The sequence below is a fragment of the Paenibacillus suaedae genome, assembly GCF_032337355.1.
Lineage (GTDB): Bacteria > Bacillota > Bacilli > Paenibacillales > Paenibacillaceae > Paenibacillus_B > Paenibacillus_B suaedae.
The window spans coordinates 1,204,372-1,229,756 of the sequence record NZ_JAVYAA010000002.1 but is presented as its reverse complement, the minus strand read 5'-3'; the positions used below and the strand labels follow the sequence as shown (position 1 = coordinate 1,229,756).

Sequence of the window (25,385 nt, the reverse complement as noted above, 5' to 3'; positions counted from 1 at the left end):
TTGTATTTCCTCCCTTCTTACAATCCAGACTCCAATTGCTGGCGGTCATACTGTTCCTTATACCAGCCGCCTTGCTGGAGCAGTTGCTCGTGCGTGCCTTGCTCGATGATGCGTCCGTCATCCATGACAATAATCATATCTGCATGCTCGATGGCAGACAGACGGTGTGTGGTAATGAGTGTCGTCTTGCCGGCACGCTGCTCACGAATATTCTTAATAATATTCGCTTCTGTCCGTGCATCTACCGCAGAGAGGGCATCATCCAAAATAAGCACTTCTGGGTCTTTAATGAAGGCACGTGCCAGAGATACGCGCTGCTTCTGACCGCCAGACAGCGCCACACCTTTCTCACCAACGATCGTGTCGATACCGTTGACCAGGGTAGGAAGGTCATGTGTGAAGGAGGCCGTATCGATGGCATTCATCACATCTTGTTCCGTACCGTGTTCTGAACCGTGTAGAATATTTTCTTTCACGGTCTTTGAGAATAGAATTTGCTCCTGCGGCACATAACCGATCCAGCTGTGGAGTTGATCCATTGGAATTTGATCGAGCGGCACATCATTAATTAAGAACTGACCATTTCCAATCGGGTATTCCCGCAGCAATTGTTTAATGAACGTTGACTTGCCGCTGCCGGTACGCCCGACAATGCCCAACGTCTGACCTTTGCGCAGCGTAAGTGAAATGTCCTCCAGATTAGGCACCGTCGACGATGGATACTGGAATTTGTAATGCTTCCAAGTAAAAGTCGCTGGAACATCGACGTCCTTCGGTTGCGCTGCATCCTGTACATCTGGGGTGTAATGAAGAACTTCGTTTACCCGATCCATTGCGGCATTCCCGCGCTGCATAACATTGATAAGTTCTCCTATGGCAAACATTGGCCAGATCATAAATCCAAGGTACATATTGAATGTCAGCAATTCACCTAGTGTCATCTCATTATGAATAATCAGATAAGCACCGAATCCAAGCCCGATCATATAGCTAAGTCCGATAAACAAGCGAATAACCGGATCGAACAACGCGTCAATTTTGGCAACAGCGACATTCTTCTCATACACGTCCTGTACGATGTTGCGGAAGTGCTGTTCATCAGATTTCTCTTGTACATAGGCGCGAAGTACGCGCACACCGCCAACTGATTCGAGCACCTGATCATTCATTTTGCCGAACGCATCCTGTGCAATGGTGTAGCGCTCATGAATCTTCTTGCCAAATATCTTCATTGCGATGGCGATGAAGGGCAGCGGGAGCAGCACCGCAAGTGTCAGCTTCCACTGCATAATAAGCATTGCGACAAGCACGGTCGCGAGAAATGCAGTCGAGTCGGTTAAGGTAAGCATGCCGAAGCCAGTTGTCATGGCAACGGAACGCAGGTCATTCGTTGATCGGGCCATTAAGTCGCCTGTACGATTCTTCTCGAAGAACGGAGGCGTCATCTTCAAGAACTGGCGCATCAGCTTGGAGCGCAGCTTGCGCTCCACAAGGTTGGCTCCGCCGAAGATTTGATACATCCATACATACGTAATTCCATAAATGATCACCATGGAACCGAGAATGTAAAATAGGTACTTCGTAAGAGATTGCCACGTGATCGCACCTGTTACGATCTCATCGATAGCATTACCAAGCAGTCGGGGAGGCAGAAGTTCAAGTATGCCTACTGCGATGAGCAGGGTTACCCCGATTAAGTATCTCGTTTTGTGTTCTTTAAAGAACCAGCCGAGCTTTCCTAGTACGGAAAACATACATTCACATCCTTTGTCATTTGTTGCAGATTGATCGTCAGGCAATAAAAAAAGGGCATACCGTTCGTAAACGATATCCCTTGATGAATAAGGTCATATGTACGAGCGGTGAGCGCCCGTTGTCCAATCCTGATTCCACGATCCGAAATCCATCATGGCACTTGATTGGCGATTACCCAATCAGTACCTCATGATCTATCGAAATGGATTCATTCTTCCGTTCGATCTAATGGTTAGAAACCAGTCAGTTCGCTCGGTTCAGCAGGGCTCCACTGATATGAAATTGCTTGTGCTGCGTTATCAATGTGTTGATTTAGCAATTGTATTGTCAACATGGAGTTTACCTGCCTTTCTGCATCAATTTAGTTGGACGATTCATTGTTATCGTCCTGTCTGCTTGTTGATTCTAGCACTGTGGATGAAATATTGTCAATCATTTTGTTGCACAAATTTAACATTTGACGTGCCTAATCCCATCGATCATATATGCTGCTGAACTGCTAATATGCGGCAGCTAAAACAGCTGCTATGCGAGAAAAATAGCCCTAATAGGTGATTTGCCGTATATCAGGAATCATCGTATGATGAAGATGATTCGAGGTCATCGTTATGATTTCCCGAGCAGCAATGACAATATGCCTGCTGCAATGAGAGGGCCGACCGGAACACCGCGGAACAAGGCCACGCCAAGGACGGTGCCTACAAGCAGACCAGCGACCACAGTTGGAGATTGAGTCATTAATTGGGCACCACGGCCTCCCAAATACGCAACGAGGATTCCGACGGCGATAGCTAACAGCGACTTCCAATTCATAAAGGATTGCGCGATCGTATCGATGGACATTTTGCCGCTTGCAATCGGTGCCATGACTCCGATCGTCAAGATAATGATGCCAACGGTTAGTCCGTACTTCTCAATCCAAGGGAATAGGCTCTGCATGTTTGTCACGCGGAGCAGCAGAAGAACGACCATTGCGATCGTAACGGTAGAATTGCCGCTTACAATGCCGAGTCCTGCAAATCCGAGCAGGATGAGGGATGAAATATCTAGTTGTGACATGGTATGTATCTCCTTTCACATTCGTTGACAAGAATAGCATATTTCCTACGTATTGAAAATAAAACAGAGCGGGGTGCTGTATCGATGAGCAACACAGTAATCATCACAGGGTTTGACCCATTTGGCAATGAAACGATTAATCCTTCTTGGGAGGCAGTTAAGCTGCTTCATGGTCGCAGTATTGGACGTTACGACGTTCATGCCATCCAGCTTCCAACCTCGTTCGAGCGGGCCGGAACCGTGCTGGCAGAAGCAATGGAGCAAGTGAAACCGGAAGCCGTGATCTGTGTCGGTCAAGCCGGAGGCAGACCGGATATTACGCTGGAACGTGTAGCCATTAATTTGAAGGATGCACGCATACCTGATAATGATGGGGCGCAGCCAACCGATGGAGCCATTGTCGAGAATGGGCCAGTTGCCTATTGGGCCCGTATGCCTTTGAAGGCAATTCGCGCGGCTGTACAAGAAGAGGGCATCCCTTGCTCGATTTCCTATACAGCTGGAACGTTCGTGTGTAATGCGATATTTTACCAGCTGATGCACCTTCTTAATGAGCAGCAAGATCCAAATTATAAGCGCGGCGGATTTATTCATATCCCTTTTTTGCCCGTACAGGCAGCTCGTTATTCCAACATGCCGAGCATGTCGCAGGATGATGTGGTGAAGGCGCTTGAAACGGTCATTCTTCACTTAGATGATGCGGAGAATGCAAATGAAAGTGCAGGGACGTTACATGGGGCCTAAGTTTAGGATATAATAGTACTTTTCGATACAGATCCGAAGAGGATTCGAATCGGCCAGCAGGCGGAAAGGAGTTGCAAGGTGAACGAACAACCATCCATGAGGGATGAGGAAGAATTATATCTAACAGGCGTGCTTCGCTTAATGGATCGCCAGATCACTGCATTAGAAGCGACCGCTGAGGAACGTCAAGCAGAAATTGTGGAGATGAAGCGCCAATTCTGGGACGAGGTATCGGTCGATAATGACGAGATGTTCGAGACGTATGTGAGCATCATGCAGCAGGCGAAGGACTTGGCAAGTCACGAACGAGTACAGAAGCATGCAGCCAAATGGCTGAACAAGCTGCGCAAGCATATTCAGGCGCCTTACTTCGGGCGCGTTGACTTTATAGAAGATGGAGACATGGAGACGCTACCAGTCTATATCGGTCTCATGTCCGTGTCGGATGAAGAGAGCGGAGAACATCTTGTTTATGATTGGCGTACGCCGATTGCCGGGTTGTTCTATGATTATGCGCCAGGTCCGGTGCAATATCGGACTCCAGCAGGAGTTATTGAAGGAGAGATGACGCTCAAGCGTCAGTTTCTTATTCGAAATGGCCGCTTGGAGGCTGTCTTCGATACCGGTATTCAGATCGGCGACGACATGCTGAAGGAGATGCTGAAGCGGAGCGCTGACACGAAGATGAAGAGTATCGTCAGCACGATACAGCGCGAGCAGAATGCGATTATCCGGGATGACCTGCATGATGTGCTTATAGTGCAGGGAGCGGCAGGAAGCGGCAAGACGTCAGCAGCTATGCAGCGAATTGCGTACCTGCTGTACAAATATCGCAGCAGCATGCGTTCCGAGCAAATTATCTTATTCTCACCGAATGATCTATTCAACGATTACGTGTCCAGCATATTGCCTGAGCTTGGCGAGGAGAATATGACGCAGACGACGTTCCAATCTTATATCGAGCATCGCCTCGTCACCGAGCGTAATATTGAGGACATTTATGACCAGACGGAACGCCTCATGCAGGGCATGGAACGCTGGACAGCTTCTAGAGAGGCAAGAGTCGAAGCGGCTGCGGCAAGATGGAAAGCTTCGGCGGGTTATCAGCAGGTCCTCGATCGCTATATTGAATCATTGCAGCGGGAAGGCATGCGCTTCATTCGCTTCGGAACGCCGAAGCGGACGATTATTAGCACCGAACAGCTTGCGGAGCAATTCTATGGCCAGCTTGCTGATTGGTCATTGCCTGCTCGGATGGACAAGCTGAGAGATTGGCTGCTGGAACAGCTTCGTGCTTGGGCAGTGAAGGAACAGAAGCGTGTCTATCGCAAGCTGCAGCAGCAGCCGAATTATTTAGGGACGGAAGAAGAGCTTCGCGACTTGAGCCGCAAGCAGGTGAACAAGTGGTTGAAGCGGTTCCGCAAGCAGGCGAAGGAGCTTCGCTTCGTCGATTGGGAAGAGATGTATTGTGACTGCATGCGCAAGCTTGAGCATTGGGCACGTCAGACAGATGGTATCGCGAGCGTCAATGAAACCATTGACGTGGAGACGATACGGGCAATTGGCCAGCGGGCAGTAAATCAATTCGAATCAGGGATAATTCCATTTGAGGATGCTTCCCCATTGCTGTATTTAATTGAAAGTGTAGAAGGATTCGACACCTTCAACCATATTCGACATGTGGTGATCGATGAGGCGCAGGACTACTCGCCGTTCCAATATGCGCTGCTGACTCGATTATTCCCACGCAGCCGCTTCACGATATTGGGCGATTGGAATCAAGCGATCTACGAATCGAATCGTATGGGGTCTGCGTCCGCGCTGCAAGCTGTATTCTCAGAGAAGAAGTCCGATGTTATCACACTACGCAAGAGCTATCGCTCCACCCGCAATATTATGGAGCTCGCGAGCAGTGTGCTGCCGAATGGCGAGAAGGTAGAGCCTTTCAGTAGAGAGGGTGAAGAGCCGATTCTCATTCGCTGCGAGGACGAAGAGGAGCAGCTGGATCAAGCTAGTAAGCAGCTATTGGCATGGACAGAGGCAGGGGAGCTTGCTTCCATCGCAATTATTACGAAGGATGAAGCGACAGCGGCGCAGGTTCACGAACGCTTGCAGCACAGCTTCCCGCAATTGAAGCGGGTATCGAAGCATACGAAGCAGTTCGTATCCGGACTATGGGTTGTCCCGTCCTACTTGGCGAAGGGTCTTGAATTCGATGGAGTTATTGTATTTGACGCGCAAGAGCAGGCTTATGGGAATGAAGCAGATCGCAAGCTGTTCTACACGGTGTGTACGCGAGCGATGCATCGCCTTGCCTTGTTGGCAGTTGGATCAGTGACACCGTTCCTTGATTCATGGAACCAAGGAAGAAGCTAACGGATAACAACTTATATGTACGCAATTGAAGAAGCGCCATGTGACATTGAATCGGGAATCCGATCCTTGCCACAGGCGCTTTTTTTAAAAGGATGATGGTATCGTGTATTCGCCATTACGATGTGCATAATCATCTACGATGGCTTGGATATCACGGTACGATGCTTCCGCTCTATCTATCAGACAGGAACTGCCCATAATGTGGGGTCTATTTCTTCATATCCTCAATCGATTGAATAGTAACATAAGAAGGGACGACGAGCCCAATTTTGGTACCATTCAAATTCGGTCCAAGATCGTCCACATTATTTTGGAAGCGCTCATAATAGTCCTTATGGGTAGTAGGCAGCCAAGCTGCTACAATTGCGTCAACGTCGCCATTGGCAACACCTGTCCACATTGGACCAGCCTCTACCTGAATCAGATCGACCTTATACCCGACTTCATTTTCTAATACGGATGCAATGATATTTGTACTCGCTATTTCGGAATCCCACGCCACATATCCAAGCTTGAGCTTCTTACCCTCAACTTTGTCGACTCCGCTCGTCCAAACCTGGACTTTGTCTGTATTCGCTTCGATCCAAGCCTTGGCTGCATCCTTCGGCTCCTGACCATCATGAATGTCCACCATTACCTTCGCCATGTCTTCAGCCGCCCATTCGAATCGATCCAATGTCTTGTACGCGCTTGGCTCATCTTCCTTCAATCTCTTGCGGGCAATCGTATGAATTTGCTCATCGCCGCCATAGATACCCTTCGGATCCTCTAAGTATTTCAATTCATACTTCGCGAACATCCAGTGCGGCGTCCAGCCCGTAATAATGATAGGCTCCTGCTTCTTGATTGCTTTGTCCAGAGCGGCAGTCATCGCAGCCCCGGAGCCTTCGATCAACTTCCAATCGGTCAGATCATATTCCTTAAGAGCTGCTTCTGTTGATTGCATAATGCCTGCACCGGCATCAATTCCGATAATCTTATAGTCAACCTGCTTCCCGATGCTATCACCTGTTGAACTCGCGGTTCCATCATTGCCGGCCGTGCTGCTTGATGTACCAGTGCATCCGGCCAAAGTCCAGCCTAACATAGCAACAAGTCCAGCCAGCACCCAATACCTTGTGCGACGTTGTTTCATTTCCATCACGCTCCTTGTTTATTCGTTTTCCGTTTTTTCAGCCATTGTTGAGAGAAACGATCTAAGATGATGGCTAACAGTACAACAGACAGTCCTGCCTCGAATCCCTTGCCGATTTTAAGCATTGTGACAGCTCGATAGACTTCGGTGCCAATCCCTTGTGCCCCGATCATGGATGCGATCACGACCATGGATAGCGTCAGCATGATGGTCTGATTCACGCCGGCCATTAGTGTCGGCATGGCTACGGGAAGCTGTACTTTCCATAAGGTCTGCATGGATGTAGAGCCGAACGCAGAAGCGGCTTCGATCATATCGTGCGGCACTTGACGTATGCCGAGTTCAGTTAGACGAATGGTAGGAGGAACGGCAAAAATAATAGAGGCGATCACGCCAGGAACGATTCCTAGGCCGAATAGAAATACGGCGGGAAGCAGGTAGACAAATGCTGGCATCGTCTGCATGAAGTCCAGTATTGGCTTAACAATTCGGGACAATCGGTTTATTTTCCCACAAGCGATGCCTAGCGGGACGCCGATGATGATTGATAGGATTGTGGCGACAATTACGAGTGCAAGTGTATTCATTGTGGGTTCCCAGTATCCAAGCCAGTCAATGATAAAGAGCCCGATAAGCGTAAGCAGCGATAATGACCACCGGCCGATGACAAAGGCAAGCAGTGCGGCCATGAAGATGAACACATAAGACGGTGGCAGCAAAAAGAGATCTGAGATGCCCTCAACGATTCGCTCAATCCATTTGGAGAGCAGTCGGAACCATCCATCTGCGTTCGTGCTTAGCCAATTGACGGCGTGCTCGACCCAATCACCGATTCTCAGCTGCATCGATTGTCACTCCTTCCGTAGAGCGACTGCTGTTGTCAGCGTTAGCTAAGGGTTCTAGGCGTTCGAGTCCTGGTGAGGCAGTTGAAATAGATTTCGTAGAATCATCCATCTCATCCGCTGAGTCAATTAGATTGCCTGCCAGCGCTCCGAGTACGGCACCGCGTACGATGGCGCCCATTAGCTTGCCATCCGGATCGACAACAGCAATAGGAAGCTTCGCTTCGCCAGATAGAGCGAGCAGTTCATGAAGAACAATAGAGGGAGATACGATGGGAACGTCGATGTGCATGACTTGTTGCAAGGATAGGCCTCTGCGTGCTGCCTCGCTAGCCTGTTCGGCTGTAACGACTCCTTGAAGGGACTTATCCTTTCCGACGACGAACAGTGTGGAAATACCGATATCCCTCATTAATTGCAGCGCCACTCGCGGCCCGCGATCTAAGGATATCGTCTCTGGCCTGCGCATAATATGCGAGGCGGTAAGGACTTTGGATAAGTCTACACCTTCAACGAATCGCTCTACATATTCGTCAGCTGGCTGCATCAACATTTGCTCAGGGGTTCCAATCTGAATAAGCTTGCCGTCTTTCAGCAAGGCGATGCGATCGCCGATGCGCAGCGCTTCATCCAAGTCATGGGTAATGAAAATGATGGTTTTGTGCATTTTCTGCTGCAGGGCAAGCAGTTCATCCTGCATATCGCGGCGGATTAACGGATCTAGTGCACTGAATGCTTCATCCATAAGGAGGATATCTGGATTATTAGCTAAGGCACGTGCCAATCCAACTCGCTGCTGCATGCCGCCGCTCAGTTCTTCCGGGTATTTGTCTTCCCAGCCACCTAGGCCGACGAGCTCTAGCGCTTCAGTCGCCTTGCGGTAGCGATGTTCCTTGGAGAGACCTTGTATTTCGAGGCCATATGCGGCATTGTCAAGCACAGTACGGTGGGGGAAGAGTGCGAATTTTTGAAATACCATCCCAATTGTCCTTCGCCTCACCTCTCGCAAATCGCTTGCATTCAGCCTCGAAATATTGCGATCCTTCAGCCAGATTTCACCTGAGGTTGGCTCAATGAGTCGGTTTAGCATGCGCACGAGTGTGGATTTGCCACTGCCGGACAAGCCCATAATAACGAAGATTTCTCCTTTTTCCACGGCAAAGGATACCTGGTTCACAGCTACGGTCGCTTGTTTTTCTGTGGCGAGCCGCTCTCTTGACCACCCTTGTTGCAGTAGAGTGAGTGCTTTTTGTTCATGCTGTCCAAATATTTTAGTCACTTGGTTGACCTTGATCATGGACAATCCTGTCACCTCTCTTGCGTATGGAATTGAGCGTTGTATACGCTATATCCATTTTAACCCTTGGAAAAAACAGAGAACAACCATGAAAACAGTTTGTAAGATACGTTCAGAAAAAACTTTATAAACTTATTCTTTCGAATTCTCCAATATGCTAAATATTGCTATCCCATTTGCTTCTTTACAATTTGTTCCTATTCTCTTACAATGTTCGTGGAACATAGAGAATGAGCTTTTACAGCAATGTTCGACAAATATATAAAGGGCGGTTTCGAATCGGTCTGCCATTGCTGCAGGGATAGGATTCGGTACAGGAGGAATGACTCATGACTACGTTCGCACAGTTGACACAGGAGCAGAAGAGCGCTGTTGAGAAGGCTCGCAATCGTGTCATTGAAGCGATCGGACAAAATATGGACTTGTACGGCATGCCCCATTCTACTGGGCATTTGTACGGCCTGCTGTTCTTCAGTGATCATCCGATGACGTTGGATGACATGAAGCAGGAGATGGAGATGAGCAAGACAAGCATGAGTACGGGCGTGCGCACACTTGTAGACATGAAGATGGTGCATAAAGTGTGGGAGAAGGGGACGCGCAAGGATTTATATGAGGCAGAACAGGACTGGCATCAGACATTTGCTGATTACTTCGGTCTGAAATGGAGAAAAGCTGTAGAGATGAACTTGTCTGCGATTCGGCGTTCAGTCAAAGAGCTGGAGCTGCTGCGCGGCAGCTCGGAGGATGAACAGCTTGCGGCAGTCATTGCGAAGGATATCGCCAAGATGGAGCAGGCGGAAGCGTATTATGGATGGCTTAATCAATTGATAGATGCGTTTGAATCTGGTGATATCTTTGCGTATATCCCGAAGCACGAGCGATAGTCGTCCGTTTAGATATGAATCGAGGAAAGAGCGGTGGAGATGGTGCATCGCTCTTTTTTTGCTTCCGAATTTTCCCTAATGATTGTCACTTCTACCTAAATGCTATATTATATATATTAAATTAATAATTAAGGATGATCTAAATGAGCTATGATTCTCGATCGCCGCTATATTTGCAAGTTCAGCGATATATTGAGGATATGATTCATACGAAACAATTGAAGACGAATGACCGGATTCCGACAGAGAAGGAACTGATGGAGCAGTTCCAAGTTAGCCGCATTACAGTTGTGAATGCGCTTGCAGCTCTTGTGAAGGAAGGATTGATTTATCGAGTCCCTGGAAGAGGCAGCTTCGTAGCGGAGCCGAAATCAACTGGCACCAGCTCGGTGCGCGAAGAGCAAACCGGAGGTACAGAAGGACTGGATGTCAATGGAGCAGGCTCTGGAAGCCAGGAACGAAGACGAAATGTAGTTGGATTCATGATGCCGACATTGGATGATTATTTTGCGATGCGGCTTATTAATTCGATTCAGCAGACGTTGAACGAGCGAGGATACTCTCTAATCGTGGCCTTTAGCGGAGGCTCGAAGGAGCGGGAAGAGCAGCAAATTCGGGAGATGCTGGACATGGGCATATCAGGCTTGCTGTTATTCCCTGTGGATGAAGATATCTACAATGAAGAAATATTGTCATTGAAGGTAAATGGTTTCCCATTCGTGCTTATCGATCGATATTTGCCTGGAGTGGACACCCATTATGTATGCTCGGACAACCGCAAAGGCGCGGAGATGGCGGTAGCTCATTTATGGGAACTCGGTCACCGGAATATTGCGATCTGCACAGATGCGTTCCGAGATTGTGTGAGTGTGCAGGATCGCATAGCAGGGTATATGAATGAATATCAGAGACGGGGGGCCATGATCAATCCGGCACTCATTCTAACTGATTTTACGCTTCCTGTCGGAGAGGAAGCCGATGATTCTGTACTTGCTCGATATATGAAGAGTGAGATGGCCACTGCGTATATTGCGCTGCATGGCAAGCTTGGCATGCGCATGCATCAGATCGCGAAGCGGTCGGGACTGAGAGTGCCAGAGGATATCTCGATCGTAACGTTTGATGATCCAGAGCACTTGGAGGAGCGAGAGACATTCTTTAGTCATATTTATCAGAATGAAGCACAGATTGGACGCCGTGCCGCTACTATATTAGCGGATATTATGGAGCGTCCTGATCAGGAAGGTCTAACCAGCAAGGAAGCGTACCACAAGGTTATCCTCGAGCCTCAATTCGTAAATAGACGTTCAACTGGCCCATGCCAGAGCGAACAATAACTTCTGCAATAACCTACACAAAACCGCCAATCTCTGCGGCAAGCGGAGATTGACGGCTTCATCAATCGGGTAAATCCTACATAGAGCTATACATGAATTTGGACTAAGGTCAGTACGGAGAAGAAGTGAGCAACGGAACCTGCAAGCACAAATAGATGCCATATCATATGATGGAAGGGGAAACCTCTCCATACGTAGAATATAGTGCCTAGTGTATATAGGATACCGCCAATGATCAGCATCGTCAGTCCGAAGGATGGCATAGCCTCCGTCAGTGGATGCCACGCCCACACGATCAACCACCCCATAGCAATATAGAGCAGCGTGGACATGAAGAGGAATCGCTTCGTGAAGAAGGCTTTGAATACAACGCCTCCGACAGCAATGGTCCATACGATGGCGAACAGTGTCCAGCCGATAATCTTAGGCAATGCGATTAAGACAAGCGGTGTATAAGTGCCTGCGATGAATAAATAGATGGATGCGTGATCGAAGGTCTCGAACAAGTCCTTTACTTTTCCTTCAGGGAAGCTGTGCACCAATGTCGACGAGGTATACAAGAGAAGCATCGATATGCCATAAATCGTAAAGCTGACGACATGGATGGGTTGTCCATACAATGAGGCGAATACGATAAGCAGTGTTAGGGCAGCTATGCTCATAACGACTCCAATGCCGTGCGTAATCGCGTTAGCGATTTCTTCGCCGCGCGAATAGGTGTGAGTGTTAGCCATACGGCGGCACCTTCCTTTCTGTGGGATCCGTCCAATCGGATCTGCTTACTCATATTGTATCGAAGCAGGGAAGAAGCTGCAAATGATCAATGGCACTTTTCGAAAAGATAACAAATTCGAGGAGATGAGGAGATACAAATAGATTAGATGTCGTTAAATAGCAACAGCGCCGTCATCTACCCGTTTCCGGCATAGGCTTCGGCGCTGCTCTGCTTTCTTATTCGGCACGACTTGTGTATACGGCTTCCGTGTCCAGCTTCCCCGCAGTAAGCTCGGGTCTAAATGTCCTGCGCGCTCTGACTTGCGGCGCTTGTTGGATGTCTTACTCATAATATCCCTCCTAAATGTTCATCTCACACAGCATAACTGCTGCCAATGGAAAAATCAATAACCGTGAGTCCTAAGTAAGGATCAAAGATGGCATTTCCTTTGCCTTATATGGACGGTACGACGATAAAGGAGCTGTATGAAAATGATTATTCGGACGAGGAAAGATGAAATCGTATGCATTGCACAGCACGACCATGGATATCTATCCGGCGAAATCGCTTCGAAGTTCCGCACGGAATTGCTTGGTACTTGTGACAGATATGAGGATGCCGTATATGCTGCCTACGAGCATGATTGCAGCTGGATCGGACTTGACGATACACCAATTTGGAATGACGCACAACAGGAGCCGTATACATTCATGGATTATCCGATGGCCTTAAAGCTTGTGTTCTATCGAAAGGGGCTGGACGATATCGAGAAAGCCAATCCATATGCCAGCCTATTGTGCAGCAAGCATTTCGCCTCTTTCTTTCATGTAGAGGAGCAGCAGGACGTAATCGAATTTCTCCAGCATGAACGGCAGCGTCAGCAGCGAATTAGGGAACAAGTTGTGGATTTGTCCGATTCGACGATAGCCAATCATTTTCGAATGCTTCAATTTTGCGATGATCTGTCCCTGTATGTGTGCCTGAATGAACCAGGAGTACAAAAAGCAGAAGAGTTCCCTTGGTACCAGGACGGCTTCGAGCGCACAGAGCCTTTTAATATGGAATCAGGTGAGCAATTGCAAGGCGAGTGGCTGGATGACAGGACAATTCGGGTAACTCCAACTCCATTTACGGAACCGTTTACCGCCGTGTTATCTTATAAAGTTGTAGCCAAGGAGCAAATACACAAGTCAGGGATTGCAAGCGCCTATAAGGAGGCTGAACGGAGAGAGCAGGTCATTCATGTCACATAAAATTTTTTTCATAAAGGGAATGAAGGGATTAACGAAGGGAATGTCGTCCTAGGAAGCGGAGTATGGATAACGAAATAGGGGTAACAATGGGAAAGTAAAGGGAGGTAGAGGAGCTTGAATAGTAGAAGTATTAAGGCGCTCTCATTAATCGGCTTCGGTATTTTGCTGATGCTGGTTACATGGAGCGGATGGGGCGCCGATAAGTTTTCAACTGCGGGGAGCATATTCGGTTATTTTTGGCCAACATTGTTTGTCATCCCACTCGGTTTGTTTTTTCATTTTATGTTCTTCTTTGTCACCAAGAGGCGCGCAGCGGGGCTGCTTATACCTGGTGGGATCTTGATCGTTAGCGGTGTAGTATGTCAAATCGGGATGCTGTTCGATGCATTCGGTACGGTTTGGCCTGGATTTCCGCTTGCGGTGGCCTTCGGATTATTTGAATTTTATATCATGGGGAACCGTAATAAATGGCTCTTGATTCCGATATGTATTCTGACCTGTGTTTCGCTTTTGTTCTTTGCCGTCTTTTCATTAAGCGCGTTTGCAAGCTCTTCCCTAATCGGGATTACATTAGCAGCACTCCTTATTGTGGGTGGATCAGCGATGCTGTGGAAAAAACCGGAGATTTCGGATTTTTAATCCTATACATACGGAATTTTTTGAGCAAAAGGAATGGGGATTATTGCTCTAAATACGGGATAGCGGTGTACCCTGATGATCTGATGATCGCGGTGTCACCGCTTTATTTTTTGACCAGTCAACAAATTTATACAAGCTTGCATAAGTGCTCAATCGACCTTGAATGGCCCTATACCTTTCAGGTTTTTTTTCTTTTATGGAATTGGATATAACATAAATCACACATTTCATATAAAAATTTGTCCAAATATTGACATTAGTTATGACGGCGTGATAATATAACGTTAAAATAACGCACCATAGAAAAAACGTATTACAAATGTTCAATTATGTTGAGCAACTCAACGATTTCGAATTGAAAAAACTCCAGCATTTAGCACGGCCCTGTGCATCTACGCGATCTTTACAACGCATACATACGCGACATCTCCACATCTAAGCCATCAGGCAGCAGCGCTCAGCCACGAGGGCAAGCGCATTCACATTTATCCTTCCAGATGAAACACAGCAACAGACTAGGAACGAATTTTCTGCGAAGCAGCAGAGCGAATACCTAACATGTCTTGATACCACTAGAGAGCCTTGAAAGCCTTATATCTAAACAACTCGCCAATACGCTTTTTATCTAATCATTATATTGAAAGCGCAATCAATACCAATTATTGTTGCAAAGGAGCGAGGTTGGATGAAACTGTTTTTCCCGATTTTTATGGTTTGCTCACTGTTGCTGACAGCATGTGGGAACTCAGACGAACCGAAGGACATGGGTAAGGATGCAGACGGCAAGAAGATGATCAAAATCGGCATTGCGCAGTTCGCAGATCATCCTTCGCTGGATGGGGCGAGAGAAGGCTTTTTGCAGGCGCTGAAGGACGCTGGGTACGAGAAAGATGTTAATTTGCAAGTTGATTTCCACAATGCACAGGGGGATATGAACAACAATCTCACGATCGCTCAAAAGCTGGTGGGCGATAAAAATGACCTGATTCTGGCAATCGCTACACCGACCGCACAGGCGATTGTGAAGGCAACGAAAGACATTCCCGTGCTGTTCACGGCTGTGACGGATCCGGTTGCATCGAAGCTGGTCAACAGTCTTGAAAAGCCAGGAGGCAATGTAACAGGCACGCGCGACACGAATCCAGACTCGATCAAGAAGACGATGGAGACGATGAAGAAGTTTTTCCCTGAGGCCCGCAAGGTAGGCGTTATCTACAATTCCGGGGAGCAGAACTCTGTTGTCAACATCGCCAATGTGAAACAGGTGCTGCAGGAAGGCGGATTGGAGACGGTCGAGGCCACCGTGACGAACAGTTCGGAGGTGAAGCAGGCTGCCGATTCGCTGGTAGGCCGCGCGGATATCATCTATCTCCCGTCTGATAATACGGTCATTTCGGCGCTAAGCTCAGTCGTTTCGGTCGCTAATGACAAGGACATTCCGCTCTTCTGCGAGAGTAGTGAATCGGTTGGGGAAGGCGCGTTCGCATCAATCGGATTCAAATATTATGATCTCGGCTACGCGACAGGTGAGATGGCTGTGAAGGTTCTGAAGGGCACATCGCCGGCAGATATCCCCGTTGAGGTCTCCAAGAAGTTGGATCTGATGATTAACCCGAAGGCGGCGGAGGCGCAAGGAATCAAATTGACGGAAGAGATGACACAAGGCGCAATCCTGATAGAGAAATAAGTCGTTCCAAATTAGGAGGATGCTATCGTGCTATATGCGCTGACAGGTTCTTTGGAAGCAGGGGTCATTTACGCGTTAATGGCTCTGGGCGTTTACGTAACGTTTCGAATTCTCGACTTTCCCGATTTGACCGTAGATGGCAGCTTTGCCACCGGCGGGGCCGTTGCGGCTGTCATGATTACATCCGGCTATTCCCCGCTGCTCGCTACATTGGGGGCGCTGCTGGCAGGATGTGTGGCAGGAACCGTGACCGGACTGCTCCATACGAAAGGGAAAATCAATACGCTGCTGTCCGGTATTATTTCGATGATTGCTTTATATTCGATCAATTTGCGGATTATGGGTAAGGCGAATACACCGCTGCTGGGGGAAAGCACTCTATTCACACAGCTCAAATCCTTCTTGTCCAGTCTGCAGCCGCTTGCGATTTTGGCAGCCGTAGGGATATTCGTTCTGCTCATTAAATGGGCCATTGACTGGTTTTTGGATACAGAGATTGGCCTCGCGATTCGTGCCACCGGCGACAATACGAAAATGATCCGCAGCCTCTCTGCGAACACCGACAATATGAAAATTATCGGGCTGAGCCTGTCTAATGGCTTGGTAGCGCTATCCGGCGCGCTTTTCGCCCAATATCAGGAGTTTGCGGATGTCTCAATGGGAATCGGCATTATCATCATCGGTTTGGCCTCCGTCATTATGGGGGAAGCCGTGTTCGGTCATGCTTCCATTCGGCGGGCAACCTTCGCCGTAATCGGAGGAGCTATAGTCTATCGCCTCATTATTATGCTTGCACTCCGCATCGGGTTGAATCCGAATGACCTGAAGCTGCTAACCGCCGTCATTGTGGTCGCTGCCCTTGTCATGTCACGGGTTCTAACAACATGGAAAGAAAGGCGAATGAGATCCTTTCAAGAAGATGCTCCACACCTGTCCATCGACCACGGAGCAAGGGGGGAAAGCCATGCTGAAACTTGAGGGGATTCGAAAAGTGTTCAACCGCAGGACGGCGAGCGAGAAAATTGCTCTGCAACATATAAACTTGACGCTTCGTGAGGGTGAATTCGTAACGATTATCGGCTCCAATGGGGCGGGCAAGTCCACGCTGATGAATATGATCTCGGGCGGGATGACTCCAGATAGCGGAGCCATTGAAATCGACGGCGAGAACGTGACCAGCCTCTCTGAATTCGAGCGCTCGCGCAAGATCGGGCGCGTGTTCCAAGACCCGATGGCTGGCACGGCGCCGACGATGACGATTGAGGAGAATCTCGCGGTTGCTTACTCGCGTGACAAAGGACGTACCCTGCACCGGGGTGTGAACAAGAAGCGGAAGGATCTGTTCCGCGAGAGCCTTGCCTCACTGCACCTAGGGCTCGAGAATCGGCTGTCAGCTAAGGCCGGACTGCTGTCAGGCGGAGAACGGCAGGCGCTTAGCCTGCTGATGGCGACCTTCACGCAGCCGAAGGTGCTGCTGCTGGATGAGCATACGGCTGCGCTTGACCCGGCGCGGGCGCAATTGATTACAGCGCTGACAAAGGAAGTCGTCGAGCGTTCCAACTTCACGACGCTGATGGTGACGCACAATATGCAGCAAGCCATCGAGCTTGGCAATCGCCTGATTATGATGGATGCAGGCGAGATTATTTTGGATGTGCCGGAAGAGGAAAAGAAGCATTTGACAATTGAGGTATTGTTGAAAAAATTCGCCCAGTTGAAGGGAGTCGCGGATGACCGCTTGCTGTTGGGATAGCAAAAAAGGGAAAGGGAGCGGTATTGATGATTCAAAGTCAGGGGCATCCGTCTGCCTCGCCAGTAATAGAGAAGGCAGGAAAGAGAATGCGGCATGAAGATATGCGCGGGCTGCTTGAGCCGTATCAAGTGCTTGAACCCTATCAGGTGCTGGCGCCGGACGGAGAGCTTCGCCACCCTACCGAGGGAGCCATTGACGAGGATCTGGCAATAAAAATGTACGAGAACATGATGCTGACAAGAATGTTCGATCGGAAGGCGGTCAACCTGCAAAGGCAGGGCCGAATGGGCACGTACGCCCCTTATGAGGGGCAGGAAGCCTCGCAGGTCGGGAGTGCACTGGCACTGTCCCCCAATGATTGGTTGTTTCCCAGCTATCGTGATCATGCTGCTGCAATTACGCATGGGCAGGCGCTCAGCAGGGTGCTGCTTTATTGGATGGGGCATATGGAAGGCTCGATCAGTCCGGAAGGCCGCCATATTATGCCGCCATGCGTGCCGATAGCCACGCATTTGACGCATGCCGTAGGCACATCGTGGGCCGCTAAGCTGAAGGGTGAGAAGCAGGCGAGCATCGTGTACTTCGGCGAAGGGGCAACCTCGGAGGGAGATTTCCATGAGGCCTTGAATTTTGCCGGGGTATATCAGACGGCTACTGTATTCTTCTGCCAGAATAACGGCTACGCCATCAGCGTGCCGTTCCATGCGCAGTCCGCTTCCCGAACGATCGCCCAGCGCGCGGCTGCTTACGATATGCCGGGTGTTCGAGTGGATGGTAACGATGTGTTCGCAGTCTGGCTGACCGTACGCGAAGCGATTGAACGCGGCTTGAACGGCGGCGGACCGACGCTTATCGAGGCAGTCACGTTCCGTTACGGGCCGCATACGACCAGCGACGATCCGCGCAAATATCGGGATCAAGCCCGGCTCTCTGCCGAGTGGAGGGAGCAGCGCGATCCAATAGAGCGCTTGAAGCGGTATCTCGTGAAGAGGGGAATTTGGGGCCAGGAGCATGAGGAGCGTCTTGTGGATCGGATCAGCGGCCTTATCGAGGCCGCGGTTGCAGAGGCGGAGAGCTATCCGAATTCCCAGCCTGAGGATATGTTCATGCACGTAAATGCTGACATGCTGTGGCCTGTGGCTGAGCAGCGGGAACAGAGCGGCCTGTGTGCGGAAAGGCAGGGTGAAGCATGAGCCGGAACGTAACGATCTTGCAAGCGATTAATGAAGCACTTGATCAGAAGCTGGCGGACGATCAGCGCGTCATGCTGACAGGGGAAGACATTGGCGTCAACGGCGGTGTGTTTCGAGCAACGGAAGGACTATTCGAGAAGTACGGCCATGAACGGGTTGTGGATACGCCGCTGGCTGAAGCCGGCATTATTGGCTCGGCAATCGGGCTGGCGCTGAATGGTTTCATTCCAGTCGTTGAAATTCAGTTTTTGGCCTTCATTTATCCCGGCTTCGAGCAGATCGTCACACATGCGGCCCGCATGCGGTATCGGACGCGGGGACAGTACAATGTCCCTCTTGTTATTCGCACGCCTTACGGCGCGGGAATTAGAGGGCCAGAGCTTCATTCGGAGAGTGTGGAAGCATTCTTCGTTCATACGCCCGGGCTTAAGGTGGTCGTACCGAGCAATCCTTACGATGCCAAGGGTTTGCTTGTTAGCGCCATTGAGGATCCCGATCCGGTCGTATTTTTGGAACCGGCAAGGATTTACCGAGCCTTCAAGGCAGAAGTGCCGGAAGAGATGTACCGCATTCCGCTAGGGAAGGCGAACATTGTCCGGGAAGGCACAGATGTGACGCTGATTTCATGGGGGGCCATGATGCGGGTGGCGCTTGAAGCGGCGCGGCAGCTGGAGCAGGAGAAGGGCTGGTCTTGTGAGGTCATCGATCTCCGCTCGTTGTATCCGCTTGATCGGGATGCAATTGCCGCATCCGTGAAGAAAACAGGCCGCGCGATAATTGTTCATGAGGCGCAGAAAACGGCCGGCGTCGGAGCAGAAATTGTTTCGCTGATCAATGACGAAGCGCTGATGTATTTGCGGGCTCCGATTCAGCGAATTACTGGCTTTGATGTGCCAGTTCCGCAGTTCTCGCTCGAGGATGTCTATGTTCCGACGGTCGGGCGGGTAAGAGAAGGAATCGCTGCAGCGATACAGTTCTGACCGTTCAGGAGGAGGAACGCGAATGATAGAGTTCAAGCTTCCCGACGTAGGAGAAGGCATCCACGAAGGGGAGATCGGAAAATGGCTCATTAAGGAAGGGGAATGGGTGGCCTGCGATCAGCCGATCGTCGAGGTGCAGACGGACAAAGTGAACGCCGAGCTGACCGCTCCGGCGGCCGGCGTAGTGCGCAAGCTGATGTTCGCCGAGGGTGCTGGAGTTCGAGTAGGCGAGGTATTGTTCCTTCTCGAAGCGGAGGGGCGCATTCCTGCGATGGAAGCGGGCAAGGCGGAACAGGCGGCTTCAGTAGCAGCGGTTGTCAACGCTCCTTCGCCATCACCAGCAGTGGCCTTGCCATTGTCTGCAGCGACATCGCCGTCGGTGTCTGCTGAATTACCTGTGGGAAGAGTGCGCGCAGCTCCCTATGTTCGCCAGCTTGCGAGGCAGTTGAATGTCGACATCGAGCAGGTGAAGGGAAGCGGAGCCGCCGGACGGATATCCGAAGAGGACGTACGGCGCTATGCTGCTGCGGGCACGACTAAGGAAGCGGAAAGGGCAGGGGCAGACCTAATATGGGAAAATGCGGTTCAGCCTGCGCTGGAGCGGACGGCTTCCGCTGTCCGGCCGCAGAATGCCGCTGCCGGGTTGCATGGGGCCGCACCGACTTCTTGCGCCGAGGAGCGGCTTCCGTTGCGCGGCGTTCGCTTGAGGATCGCCGAAAGGCTGGTTAAGGCAGTGACCATCATCCCGCATGTCACGCAGGTGGATGAATTGGAAGCCGATGCCCTGCAGGCGCTGCGTGAGCGGCTTCGGCCGCTGGCGGCCGAACGGCAGGTGAAGTTGACATACTTGCCGTTTTTCATCAAGGCAATTGTCATCGCGCTTAAGGAGTTCCCATTCTTCAACGCTTCGCTTGACGACGAGACGAAGGAAATTGTATTGAAGCGTTATTATCACATTGGGATTGCGACCGATACATCGGACGGTCTTATCGTTCCGGTTATCCGGGACGCCGACCGGAAGACAGTATTTGAGCTGGCAGAAGAAATTGGGCGGTTGTCGGAGCGGGCGCGGGAAGGAAAACTGAAGCTTGAGGAAATTACTGGCGGTACCTTCACGATCAGCAATGTCGGTCCGATTGGCAGTCTGCTCGCAACGCCGATCATTAACCATCCAGAGGCGGCCATCCTGGCGCTGCACAAAATGGAGCCGCGCATGGTCGTCCGTAATGGGGAAGGTGTTATCCGCCTCATGATGAATATGGCGCTTTCCTTCGACCATCGGCTTATCGATGGGGCGGAGGCGATTCGATTCACGAATCGGATCAAGCGGCTGCTAGAGCAGCCTGACTTATTATGGGCGGAGATGGTATAGATGGTCGTCGGTGAAATTGCAGTAGAAACGGATGTTGTTGTCATTGGCGGCGGGCCCGGCGGCTATACGTCAGCGATCCGGCTGGGTCAGTTAGGCAAATCGGTCGTGTTGGTGGAAAAGGAGCAGCTCGGCGGAGTTTGTCTTCATTCGGGCTGCATTCCGTCCAAGGCGCTGATTCATGCGGCCGGATTGTATGACGAAGCCAGATCAGCTTCCAAGCTGGGACTGCGGATGGAGTCTGGGGCTCTTTCCTTCAATATGTCCGATTGGCAGTTGTGGAAGTCCGGCATTGTCGGCAGGCTGGGAAACGGAGTGGCGCAGCTCTGCGCCGCTAACGGGGTTACGGTCGTGAAGGGGAGCGCAGTCTTCCTGTCTGATGATCGCGTCGGGGTAGAGACGGAATTCGGCTTCGAGACCTACAAGTTCAAGCAGGCGGTTATCGCAACAGGATCGCGGCCGCATCTCCCAGCATTCGCTGCGGCAGGTGGTTCCCGCATCCTCACTTCCACGGGGGCGCTGGAATCGGACAGTATACCGGAGCATTTAGTCATTATCGGGAGCGGCTATATTGGCATCGAGTTGGGCATGGCATTCGCCAAGCTTGGATGCCGCGTCACACTTATTGAGTGCGAGGAGCGAATTCTCCCCCTTGTAGAAGGCAGCCTCGCTGCGGAAGTGAAGCGGCGCGCCAGCAAGCTAGGGATGGTCATCATGATGGGCACGGAAGTGCGCGCGGTTATTGAGCATGATGATTATGTCGAGCTGCGACTCGAATCGAGGCAGCAAGGGGAGGAAAGCGTCCTCTGCGACAAGGTACTTGTGACAGTCGGACGCATGCCGAACACAGAAGGACTCGGTCTCAGTCAGGCCGGGGTACGTATAGATGAGCGCGGCTATGTTCCGGTCGATGCGGAATGTCGAACCAATGTGCGCCACATTTTCGCCATCGGTGATATTACGCCAGGGCCTGCTCTTGCTCATCGCGCCGCGAGGCAGGGTACGGTCGCCGCGGAGGTGATCGGCGGATTGCCGAGTGCTTTCGACTCGCCGTATGTCCCGTACGTTATTTTTTCTGACCCGCAAATTGCTGGAGTGGGATTGACGCGGGCGGAAGCCGAGCGGCAGGGCATGAAGGTGAAGACGGGCCGCTTCCCTTTCCGTGCCAACGGATACGCACTGGCGGCTGGGAAGATAGACGGTTTTGCGGAAGTAGTCGCCGAAGAGGATACCGGTCTGCTGCTGGGCATGCATGCGGTGGGGGCAGATGCCGGCAGCTTGATTGGCCAGGGGGTCCTCGCCCTCGAAATGGCTGCGAGAGCGGAGGATGTGGCTATGACGGTGCATCCGCACCCGACGCTCAGTGAAGGCTGGCTGGAAGCCGCCGCCGCCGCTTTGGGGCATGCCATACACATTGTGAACGAGAGGAGGCTGGAAGATGAGTAATCGGAAGGGCCAGGATGGATCGCTGGACGACGAGCGTTTGGCGCATTTTCTGAACCGAATTGACCGGGGCGACAAGATTGAAGCGGACGATTGGATGCCAGACGATTACCGCAACCAGTTAATTAAGCTGATATCGATGCATGGCGTTAGTGAAATAATGGGGGCGCTTCCGGAGAAGGAATGGGTTCCGAAGGCGCCGACGCTGCGCCGCAAACTGGCGATTATGGCCAAGGTGCAGGATGAGATGGGGCATGGACAGCTGCTGCTGCGGGTCGTGGAGGATCTAATGGCGCCGCTCGGCCAGACTCGTGAGGATCTGCTGCGCAATCTGTTCTCGGGAAAGCTGAAATTCCACAACGTGTTCCATATGGAGGCGCCCACATGGGCTGATGCAGGCGTCATCGCCTGGCTCGTTGACGGAGCCGCGATCATTACCCAGTCTATGTCGCTCGAGACATCCTACGCGCCATATGCCCGCGCGCTCCAGCGCATATGCGCGGAGGAGAAATTCCATGCCCAGCACGGTGAAAGCATTGTATTGGGGCTGGCTGAAGGAACGCCGGCGCAGCGCCGGATGCTGCAGGAGGCTGTAAACCGCTGGTGGCCTTCCTTGCTGATGTTCTTTGGCCCGCCAGAAGGCGGAACCGTGTCCAGCAACCAGCAGATGAACATGCGTTACAAGATTCGCACGCAGACGAACGAGGAGCTGCGGCAGGCCTTTTTCCATAAATATGTGAACCGGATTTATCATTTGGGCTTGACGCTTCCGGACGACACGATTCGTTACGACGAAGCGGAGGGCGTCTGGCATTACCAGCAGCCCGATTGGGATCTCTTTGTACAAATTGTGCGTGGAAACGGGCCTTGCTCAGTACAGCGGCTGCGGCTGCGGAAAACGTCCTACGAAGAGGCGGAATGGGTGCGGGAAGCCATGGTGGCGCCTCCGCCCCGTACATCCTATGCGGCTGGAGGAGGGGCGATATGAGCAGCGAACGGAAAGAGAAATTTGCCGTCTATGAGGTATTCAGCCAAAAGAGCCCGTCTGCCGGCTTCGTGCACCAGTTCAGCTTGTTGGCGCCTAACCCGGAAGCCGCGCTCCTGATGGCGCGGGAGAACTTCATGCGCCGCGAGCCCTGCATCAACATCTGGGTTGTGAACCGCAATGATATTTACGGACTGACACCGGAGGAACGCGAGAGCCTCGAACGGCTGGACAACAAAAGCTACCGCGAAACAAAGGGATATGGCGACATCCAATCGAGGTGGCGGCGCCACAAGGAAGAGTATGAGGGCAAGGTGGATATCGCAGCACAGAAGGAGGGGTGAAATGTCGGAGCATATCGAAGTAGCGGCTGCGGAAGAGGCCAAGCGCCGCCCGGATTATACTCGGGCGTTGCAGGAGCTTTTGCTGCAGATTGCAGACGATGACTATATTTTGGCATACCGGGGATCGGAATGGCTTGGGCTGGCGCCTCACATCGAAGAAGATGTCGCTTTCTCCTCGATGGCGCAGGACATGATGGGGCATGCAGCGATGCTATACGAGATGCTGGAGGAATTAGGAGCTGGCAAGGCGGATGACCTGGCGCATTTGCGCAGCCCGGAGGCGTTCCGCAATGCCATACTGCTCGAGCGACCAAACGGACCAGGCGAGTATGCGAATGAGCCGCATTACGACTGGGCGTTCGCGATTGCCCGCTGCAGCCTATACGGCCTATTCAAGGAAATCCGGCTGGAAGTGCTGACCGATTCCTCGTATGTGCCGCTAAGGCAGGAGGCCAGCAAAATGCTGCGCGAGCATCAGTATCACAGCCGGTATTGGCGCTCCTGGTTCACGCGGCTGGCGGGCGGCACGAACGAGGCGCGTTCCCGATTGATTGCGGCTGTAGCCCAGGCGTGGAGCGATATTGGAAGCCTGTTCCCGCTAGGCAGCGAGGAGGAGGCGATCGTACGCTTCGGTCTGAGCATAGGTGGCGATGAATTGGCACGGCGCTGGAAGACATCGGCGCAGAGCTTGTTCGAAGCGAGTGGGCTCGCATGGCCAGGAGACTGGAATACTCCTGTCAGGACTGGACGCGACGGGCAGCATACCGACGATTTGACGCAAGTCGTCGGCATCTTGTCGGAGGTGTACCGGATTGACCCGGCGGCCAGCTGGTAAAGGAGGCGGTTCATCGTGACACAGATTATGCGACAGATGCCAACGGGGCTTGAGGAACGAATTTGGGCACTGCTGCAGGAGGTCAAGGATCCAGAAATCCCCGTCATCAGCATGATCGAGATGGGGATGATTCACAGGGTAGTTGTAGACGAGAGCGTGGTTGAGGTGGAGGTACTGCCGACCTTCATTGGCTGTCCTGCTCTGGAATTGATGAGGAGCGAAATTCAGGAGAAGCTGCTTTCCATCGAGGAAGTGCGCGAGGCGAACGTCCACTTCCTGCGGGAACCAGCCTGGATCTCGGATCGGATTAGCGACGAAGGCCGGGAGAAGCTGCGTTCATTCGGCATTGTTGCACCGCCGCGCGGTTGTACGCCGGGCGAAGAGTGGAAGGTGCGGTGCCCCTACTGCGATTCTCCGTACACACGCATGGACAATATGTTCGGTCCGGCGGCTTGCCGCAGCATTTTATATTGCAGGCACTGCAAAAATCCGTTCGAAGCTTTGAAAGTGTTGTGAGACTGGGATTGGGCTTGTATGGTTCGTAATGCCTTTAATGCTCTAGTGCTTAGTATTTAATGCTTAATGCTTAATCTCTAGTGCTCTAAGGCTTTAAGATTTTAAGGATTGATGCCTGTAGTTTAGCGGGAATGTGATGTTGTTAGACGTTTGGTTTGTTGCACTGCGTTTTTTGTGTGGTATTACAAGGTTCTGTAAGGGTTGATCAAGTTATTTTAAAGGCAACGTCATGAAAGGCAAG

The 25,385-nt window shown here is 51.2% G+C and carries 24 protein-coding genes; 17 read left to right on the top strand and 7 right to left on the bottom strand.

Features of this window, described 5'->3' with window-relative positions:
* Positions 1 to 17: 17 nt before the first annotated feature.
* Complete coding sequence (locus RQP50_RS13150; protein ID WP_315745706.1) at positions 18 to 1,754, bottom strand: ABC transporter ATP-binding protein; 1,737 nt, start codon at positions 1,752 to 1,754, stop codon at positions 18 to 20.
* A gap of 607 nt (positions 1,755 to 2,361) precedes the next feature.
* Entirely contained in the window at positions 2,362 to 2,814 is a 453-nt protein-coding gene (locus RQP50_RS13145; protein ID WP_021260612.1) for a DUF441 domain-containing protein, read from the bottom strand.
* A gap of 84 nt (positions 2,815 to 2,898) precedes the next feature.
* On the opposite strand from RQP50_RS13145, the gene pcp reads away from it, so the two are divergent.
* Together pcp and helD are read left to right on the top strand one after the other, a co-directional pair.
* Positions 2,899 to 3,558, top strand: a complete 660-nt coding sequence (pcp, locus tag RQP50_RS13140) for a pyroglutamyl-peptidase I (RefSeq protein ID WP_021256959.1) — start codon at positions 2,899 to 2,901, stop codon at positions 3,556 to 3,558.
* A 78-nt stretch (positions 3,559 to 3,636) separates the two neighbouring features.
* The gene (helD, locus tag RQP50_RS13135) at positions 3,637 to 5,934 is read left to right on the top strand and encodes an RNA polymerase recycling motor HelD (protein WP_315745705.1); all 2,298 of its coding nucleotides are present in this window, start codon (positions 3,637 to 3,639) and stop codon (positions 5,932 to 5,934) included.
* 208 nt (positions 5,935 to 6,142) lie between these two features.
* On the opposite strand, the gene RQP50_RS13130 is transcribed toward helD, so the two are convergent.
* From RQP50_RS13130 to RQP50_RS13120, 3 genes are read right to left on the bottom strand one after another with little or no spacing between them, the layout of a single operon-like run.
* Positions 6,143 to 7,069, bottom strand: a complete 927-nt coding sequence (locus tag RQP50_RS13130; RefSeq protein WP_072730479.1) for a glycine betaine ABC transporter substrate-binding protein — start codon at positions 7,067 to 7,069, stop codon at positions 6,143 to 6,145.
* A gap of 5 nt (positions 7,070 to 7,074) precedes the next feature.
* Positions 7,075 to 7,914: an ABC transporter permease gene (locus RQP50_RS13125; protein ID WP_072730397.1), complete on the bottom strand. Its 840-nt coding sequence runs from the start codon at positions 7,912 to 7,914 to the stop codon at positions 7,075 to 7,077.
* Positions 7,895 to 9,214 carry a quaternary amine ABC transporter ATP-binding protein gene (locus RQP50_RS13120; protein ID WP_275936817.1) on the bottom strand — a complete coding sequence of 440 codons (1,320 nt, stop codon included), beginning with the start codon at positions 9,212 to 9,214 and terminating at the stop codon, positions 7,895 to 7,897. The genes RQP50_RS13125 and RQP50_RS13120 overlap by 20 nt, the downstream gene beginning before the upstream one ends.
* 323 nt (positions 9,215 to 9,537) lie before the next feature.
* Here RQP50_RS13120 and RQP50_RS13115 point away from each other — a divergent pair, with 323 nt between their 5' ends.
* Positions 9,538 to 10,095, top strand: a complete 558-nt coding sequence (locus RQP50_RS13115; RefSeq protein WP_072730398.1) for a GbsR/MarR family transcriptional regulator — start codon at positions 9,538 to 9,540, stop codon at positions 10,093 to 10,095.
* 143 nt (positions 10,096 to 10,238) lie between these two features.
* Positions 10,239 to 11,432: a GntR family transcriptional regulator gene (locus RQP50_RS13110; protein ID WP_072730399.1), complete on the top strand. Its 1,194-nt coding sequence runs from the start codon at positions 10,239 to 10,241 to the stop codon at positions 11,430 to 11,432.
* 86 nt (positions 11,433 to 11,518) lie between these two features.
* On the opposite strand, the gene trhA is transcribed toward RQP50_RS13110, so the two are convergent.
* Together trhA and RQP50_RS13100 are read right to left on the bottom strand one after the other, a co-directional pair.
* Positions 11,519 to 12,166 carry a PAQR family membrane homeostasis protein TrhA gene (trhA, locus tag RQP50_RS13105; RefSeq protein ID WP_072730400.1) on the bottom strand — a complete coding sequence of 216 codons (648 nt, stop codon included), beginning with the start codon at positions 12,164 to 12,166 and terminating at the stop codon, positions 11,519 to 11,521.
* 153 nt (positions 12,167 to 12,319) lie between these two features.
* A complete protein-coding gene (locus RQP50_RS13100) occupies positions 12,320 to 12,496 on the bottom strand; it encodes a hypothetical protein (RefSeq protein ID WP_021256951.1) in 177 nt (58 codons plus the stop codon).
* A 142-nt stretch (positions 12,497 to 12,638) separates the two neighbouring features.
* Here RQP50_RS13100 and RQP50_RS13095 point away from each other — a divergent pair, with 142 nt between their 5' ends.
* From RQP50_RS13095 to paaD, 13 genes are all read left to right on the top strand, one after another.
* The gene (locus RQP50_RS13095; RefSeq protein WP_072730401.1) at positions 12,639 to 13,400 is read left to right on the top strand and encodes a DUF3891 family protein; all 762 of its coding nucleotides are present in this window, start codon (positions 12,639 to 12,641) and stop codon (positions 13,398 to 13,400) included.
* 114 nt (positions 13,401 to 13,514) lie between these two features.
* The gene (locus tag RQP50_RS13090; RefSeq protein ID WP_139295382.1) at positions 13,515 to 14,039 is read left to right on the top strand and encodes a hypothetical protein; all 525 of its coding nucleotides are present in this window, start codon (positions 13,515 to 13,517) and stop codon (positions 14,037 to 14,039) included.
* A gap of 685 nt (positions 14,040 to 14,724) precedes the next feature.
* Positions 14,725 to 15,726, top strand: coding sequence for an ABC transporter substrate-binding protein (locus tag RQP50_RS13085; protein WP_072730402.1), 1,002 nt, complete (start codon positions 14,725 to 14,727; stop codon positions 15,724 to 15,726).
* Between the two features lie 27 nt (positions 15,727 to 15,753).
* Complete coding sequence (locus RQP50_RS13080) at positions 15,754 to 16,704, top strand: ABC transporter permease (RefSeq protein ID WP_072730481.1); 951 nt, start codon at positions 15,754 to 15,756, stop codon at positions 16,702 to 16,704.
* Positions 16,691 to 17,479, top strand: a complete 789-nt coding sequence (locus RQP50_RS13075; protein WP_065291957.1) for an ABC transporter ATP-binding protein — start codon at positions 16,691 to 16,693, stop codon at positions 17,477 to 17,479. Before RQP50_RS13080 ends, RQP50_RS13075 begins: the two co-directional genes overlap by 14 nt.
* Before the next feature lie 86 nt (positions 17,480 to 17,565).
* Entirely contained in the window at positions 17,566 to 18,672 is a 1,107-nt protein-coding gene (pdhA, locus tag RQP50_RS13070) for a pyruvate dehydrogenase (acetyl-transferring) E1 component subunit alpha (protein WP_394358396.1), read from the top strand.
* The gene (locus RQP50_RS13065) at positions 18,669 to 19,652 is read left to right on the top strand and encodes an alpha-ketoacid dehydrogenase subunit beta (RefSeq protein ID WP_072730403.1); all 984 of its coding nucleotides are present in this window, start codon (positions 18,669 to 18,671) and stop codon (positions 19,650 to 19,652) included. The genes pdhA and RQP50_RS13065 overlap by 4 nt, the downstream gene beginning before the upstream one ends.
* 22 nt (positions 19,653 to 19,674) lie before the next feature.
* Positions 19,675 to 21,024, top strand: coding sequence for a dihydrolipoamide acetyltransferase family protein (locus RQP50_RS13060; protein WP_315745704.1), 1,350 nt, complete (start codon positions 19,675 to 19,677; stop codon positions 21,022 to 21,024).
* Positions 21,025 to 22,467, top strand: a complete 1,443-nt coding sequence (lpdA, locus tag RQP50_RS13055; protein ID WP_315745703.1) for a dihydrolipoyl dehydrogenase — start codon at positions 21,025 to 21,027, stop codon at positions 22,465 to 22,467.
* Positions 22,460 to 23,452 carry a 1,2-phenylacetyl-CoA epoxidase subunit PaaA gene (gene paaA, locus RQP50_RS13050; protein ID WP_315745702.1) on the top strand — a complete coding sequence of 331 codons (993 nt, stop codon included), beginning with the start codon at positions 22,460 to 22,462 and terminating at the stop codon, positions 23,450 to 23,452. Before lpdA ends, paaA begins: the two co-directional genes overlap by 8 nt.
* Positions 23,449 to 23,793, top strand: coding sequence for a 1,2-phenylacetyl-CoA epoxidase subunit PaaB (paaB, locus tag RQP50_RS13045; RefSeq protein WP_315745701.1), 345 nt, complete (start codon positions 23,449 to 23,451; stop codon positions 23,791 to 23,793). The genes paaA and paaB overlap by 4 nt, the downstream gene beginning before the upstream one ends.
* A 1-nt stretch (position 23,794) precedes the next feature.
* Entirely contained in the window at positions 23,795 to 24,628 is an 834-nt protein-coding gene (gene paaC, locus RQP50_RS13040) for a 1,2-phenylacetyl-CoA epoxidase subunit PaaC (protein ID WP_315745700.1), read from the top strand.
* Between the two features lie 15 nt (positions 24,629 to 24,643).
* Positions 24,644 to 25,144: a 1,2-phenylacetyl-CoA epoxidase subunit PaaD gene (gene paaD, locus RQP50_RS13035; protein ID WP_394358388.1), complete on the top strand. Its 501-nt coding sequence runs from the start codon at positions 24,644 to 24,646 to the stop codon at positions 25,142 to 25,144.
* The last annotated feature ends 241 nt before the right edge of the window (positions 25,145 to 25,385 follow it).

Bases quoted from the DNA above. Each gene is read 5' to 3' on its own strand.
- RQP50_RS13085 (WP_072730402.1), top strand. From the start codon at position 14,725: ATGAAACTGTTTTTCCCGATTTTTATGGTTTGCTCACTGTTGCTGACA.
- RQP50_RS13110 (WP_072730399.1), top strand. From the start codon at position 10,239: ATGAGCTATGATTCTCGATCGCCGCTATATTTGCAAGTTCAGCGATAT.
- RQP50_RS13075 (WP_065291957.1), top strand. From the start codon at position 16,691: ATGCTGAAACTTGAGGGGATTCGAAAAGTGTTCAACCGCAGGACGGCG.
- pcp (WP_021256959.1), top strand. From the start codon at position 2,899: ATGAGCAACACAGTAATCATCACAGGGTTTGACCCATTTGGCAATGAA.
- paaC (WP_315745700.1), top strand. From the start codon at position 23,795: ATGTCGGAGCATATCGAAGTAGCGGCTGCGGAAGAGGCCAAGCGCCGC.
- paaB (WP_315745701.1), top strand. From the start codon at position 23,449: ATGAGCAGCGAACGGAAAGAGAAATTTGCCGTCTATGAGGTATTCAGC.
- RQP50_RS13100 (WP_021256951.1), bottom strand. From the start codon at position 12,496: ATGAGTAAGACATCCAACAAGCGCCGCAAGTCAGAGCGCGCAGGACAT.
- paaA (WP_315745702.1), top strand. From the start codon at position 22,460: ATGAGTAATCGGAAGGGCCAGGATGGATCGCTGGACGACGAGCGTTTG.
- RQP50_RS13125 (WP_072730397.1), bottom strand. From the start codon at position 7,914: ATGCAGCTGAGAATCGGTGATTGGGTCGAGCACGCCGTCAATTGGCTA.
- RQP50_RS13115 (WP_072730398.1), top strand. From the start codon at position 9,538: ATGACTACGTTCGCACAGTTGACACAGGAGCAGAAGAGCGCTGTTGAG.
- RQP50_RS13060 (WP_315745704.1), top strand. From the start codon at position 19,675: ATGATAGAGTTCAAGCTTCCCGACGTAGGAGAAGGCATCCACGAAGGG.
- RQP50_RS13150 (WP_315745706.1), bottom strand. From the start codon at position 1,754: ATGTTTTCCGTACTAGGAAAGCTCGGCTGGTTCTTTAAAGAACACAAA.
- RQP50_RS13095 (WP_072730401.1), top strand. From the start codon at position 12,639: ATGATTATTCGGACGAGGAAAGATGAAATCGTATGCATTGCACAGCAC.
- lpdA (WP_315745703.1), top strand. From the start codon at position 21,025: ATGGTCGTCGGTGAAATTGCAGTAGAAACGGATGTTGTTGTCATTGGC.
- RQP50_RS13130 (WP_072730479.1), bottom strand. From the start codon at position 7,069: ATGAAACAACGTCGCACAAGGTATTGGGTGCTGGCTGGACTTGTTGCT.
- RQP50_RS13065 (WP_072730403.1), top strand. From the start codon at position 18,669: ATGAGCCGGAACGTAACGATCTTGCAAGCGATTAATGAAGCACTTGAT.
- RQP50_RS13145 (WP_021260612.1), bottom strand. From the start codon at position 2,814: ATGTCACAACTAGATATTTCATCCCTCATCCTGCTCGGATTTGCAGGA.
- pdhA (WP_394358396.1), top strand. From the start codon at position 17,566: ATGCGGCATGAAGATATGCGCGGGCTGCTTGAGCCGTATCAAGTGCTT.
- trhA (WP_072730400.1), bottom strand. From the start codon at position 12,166: ATGGCTAACACTCACACCTATTCGCGCGGCGAAGAAATCGCTAACGCG.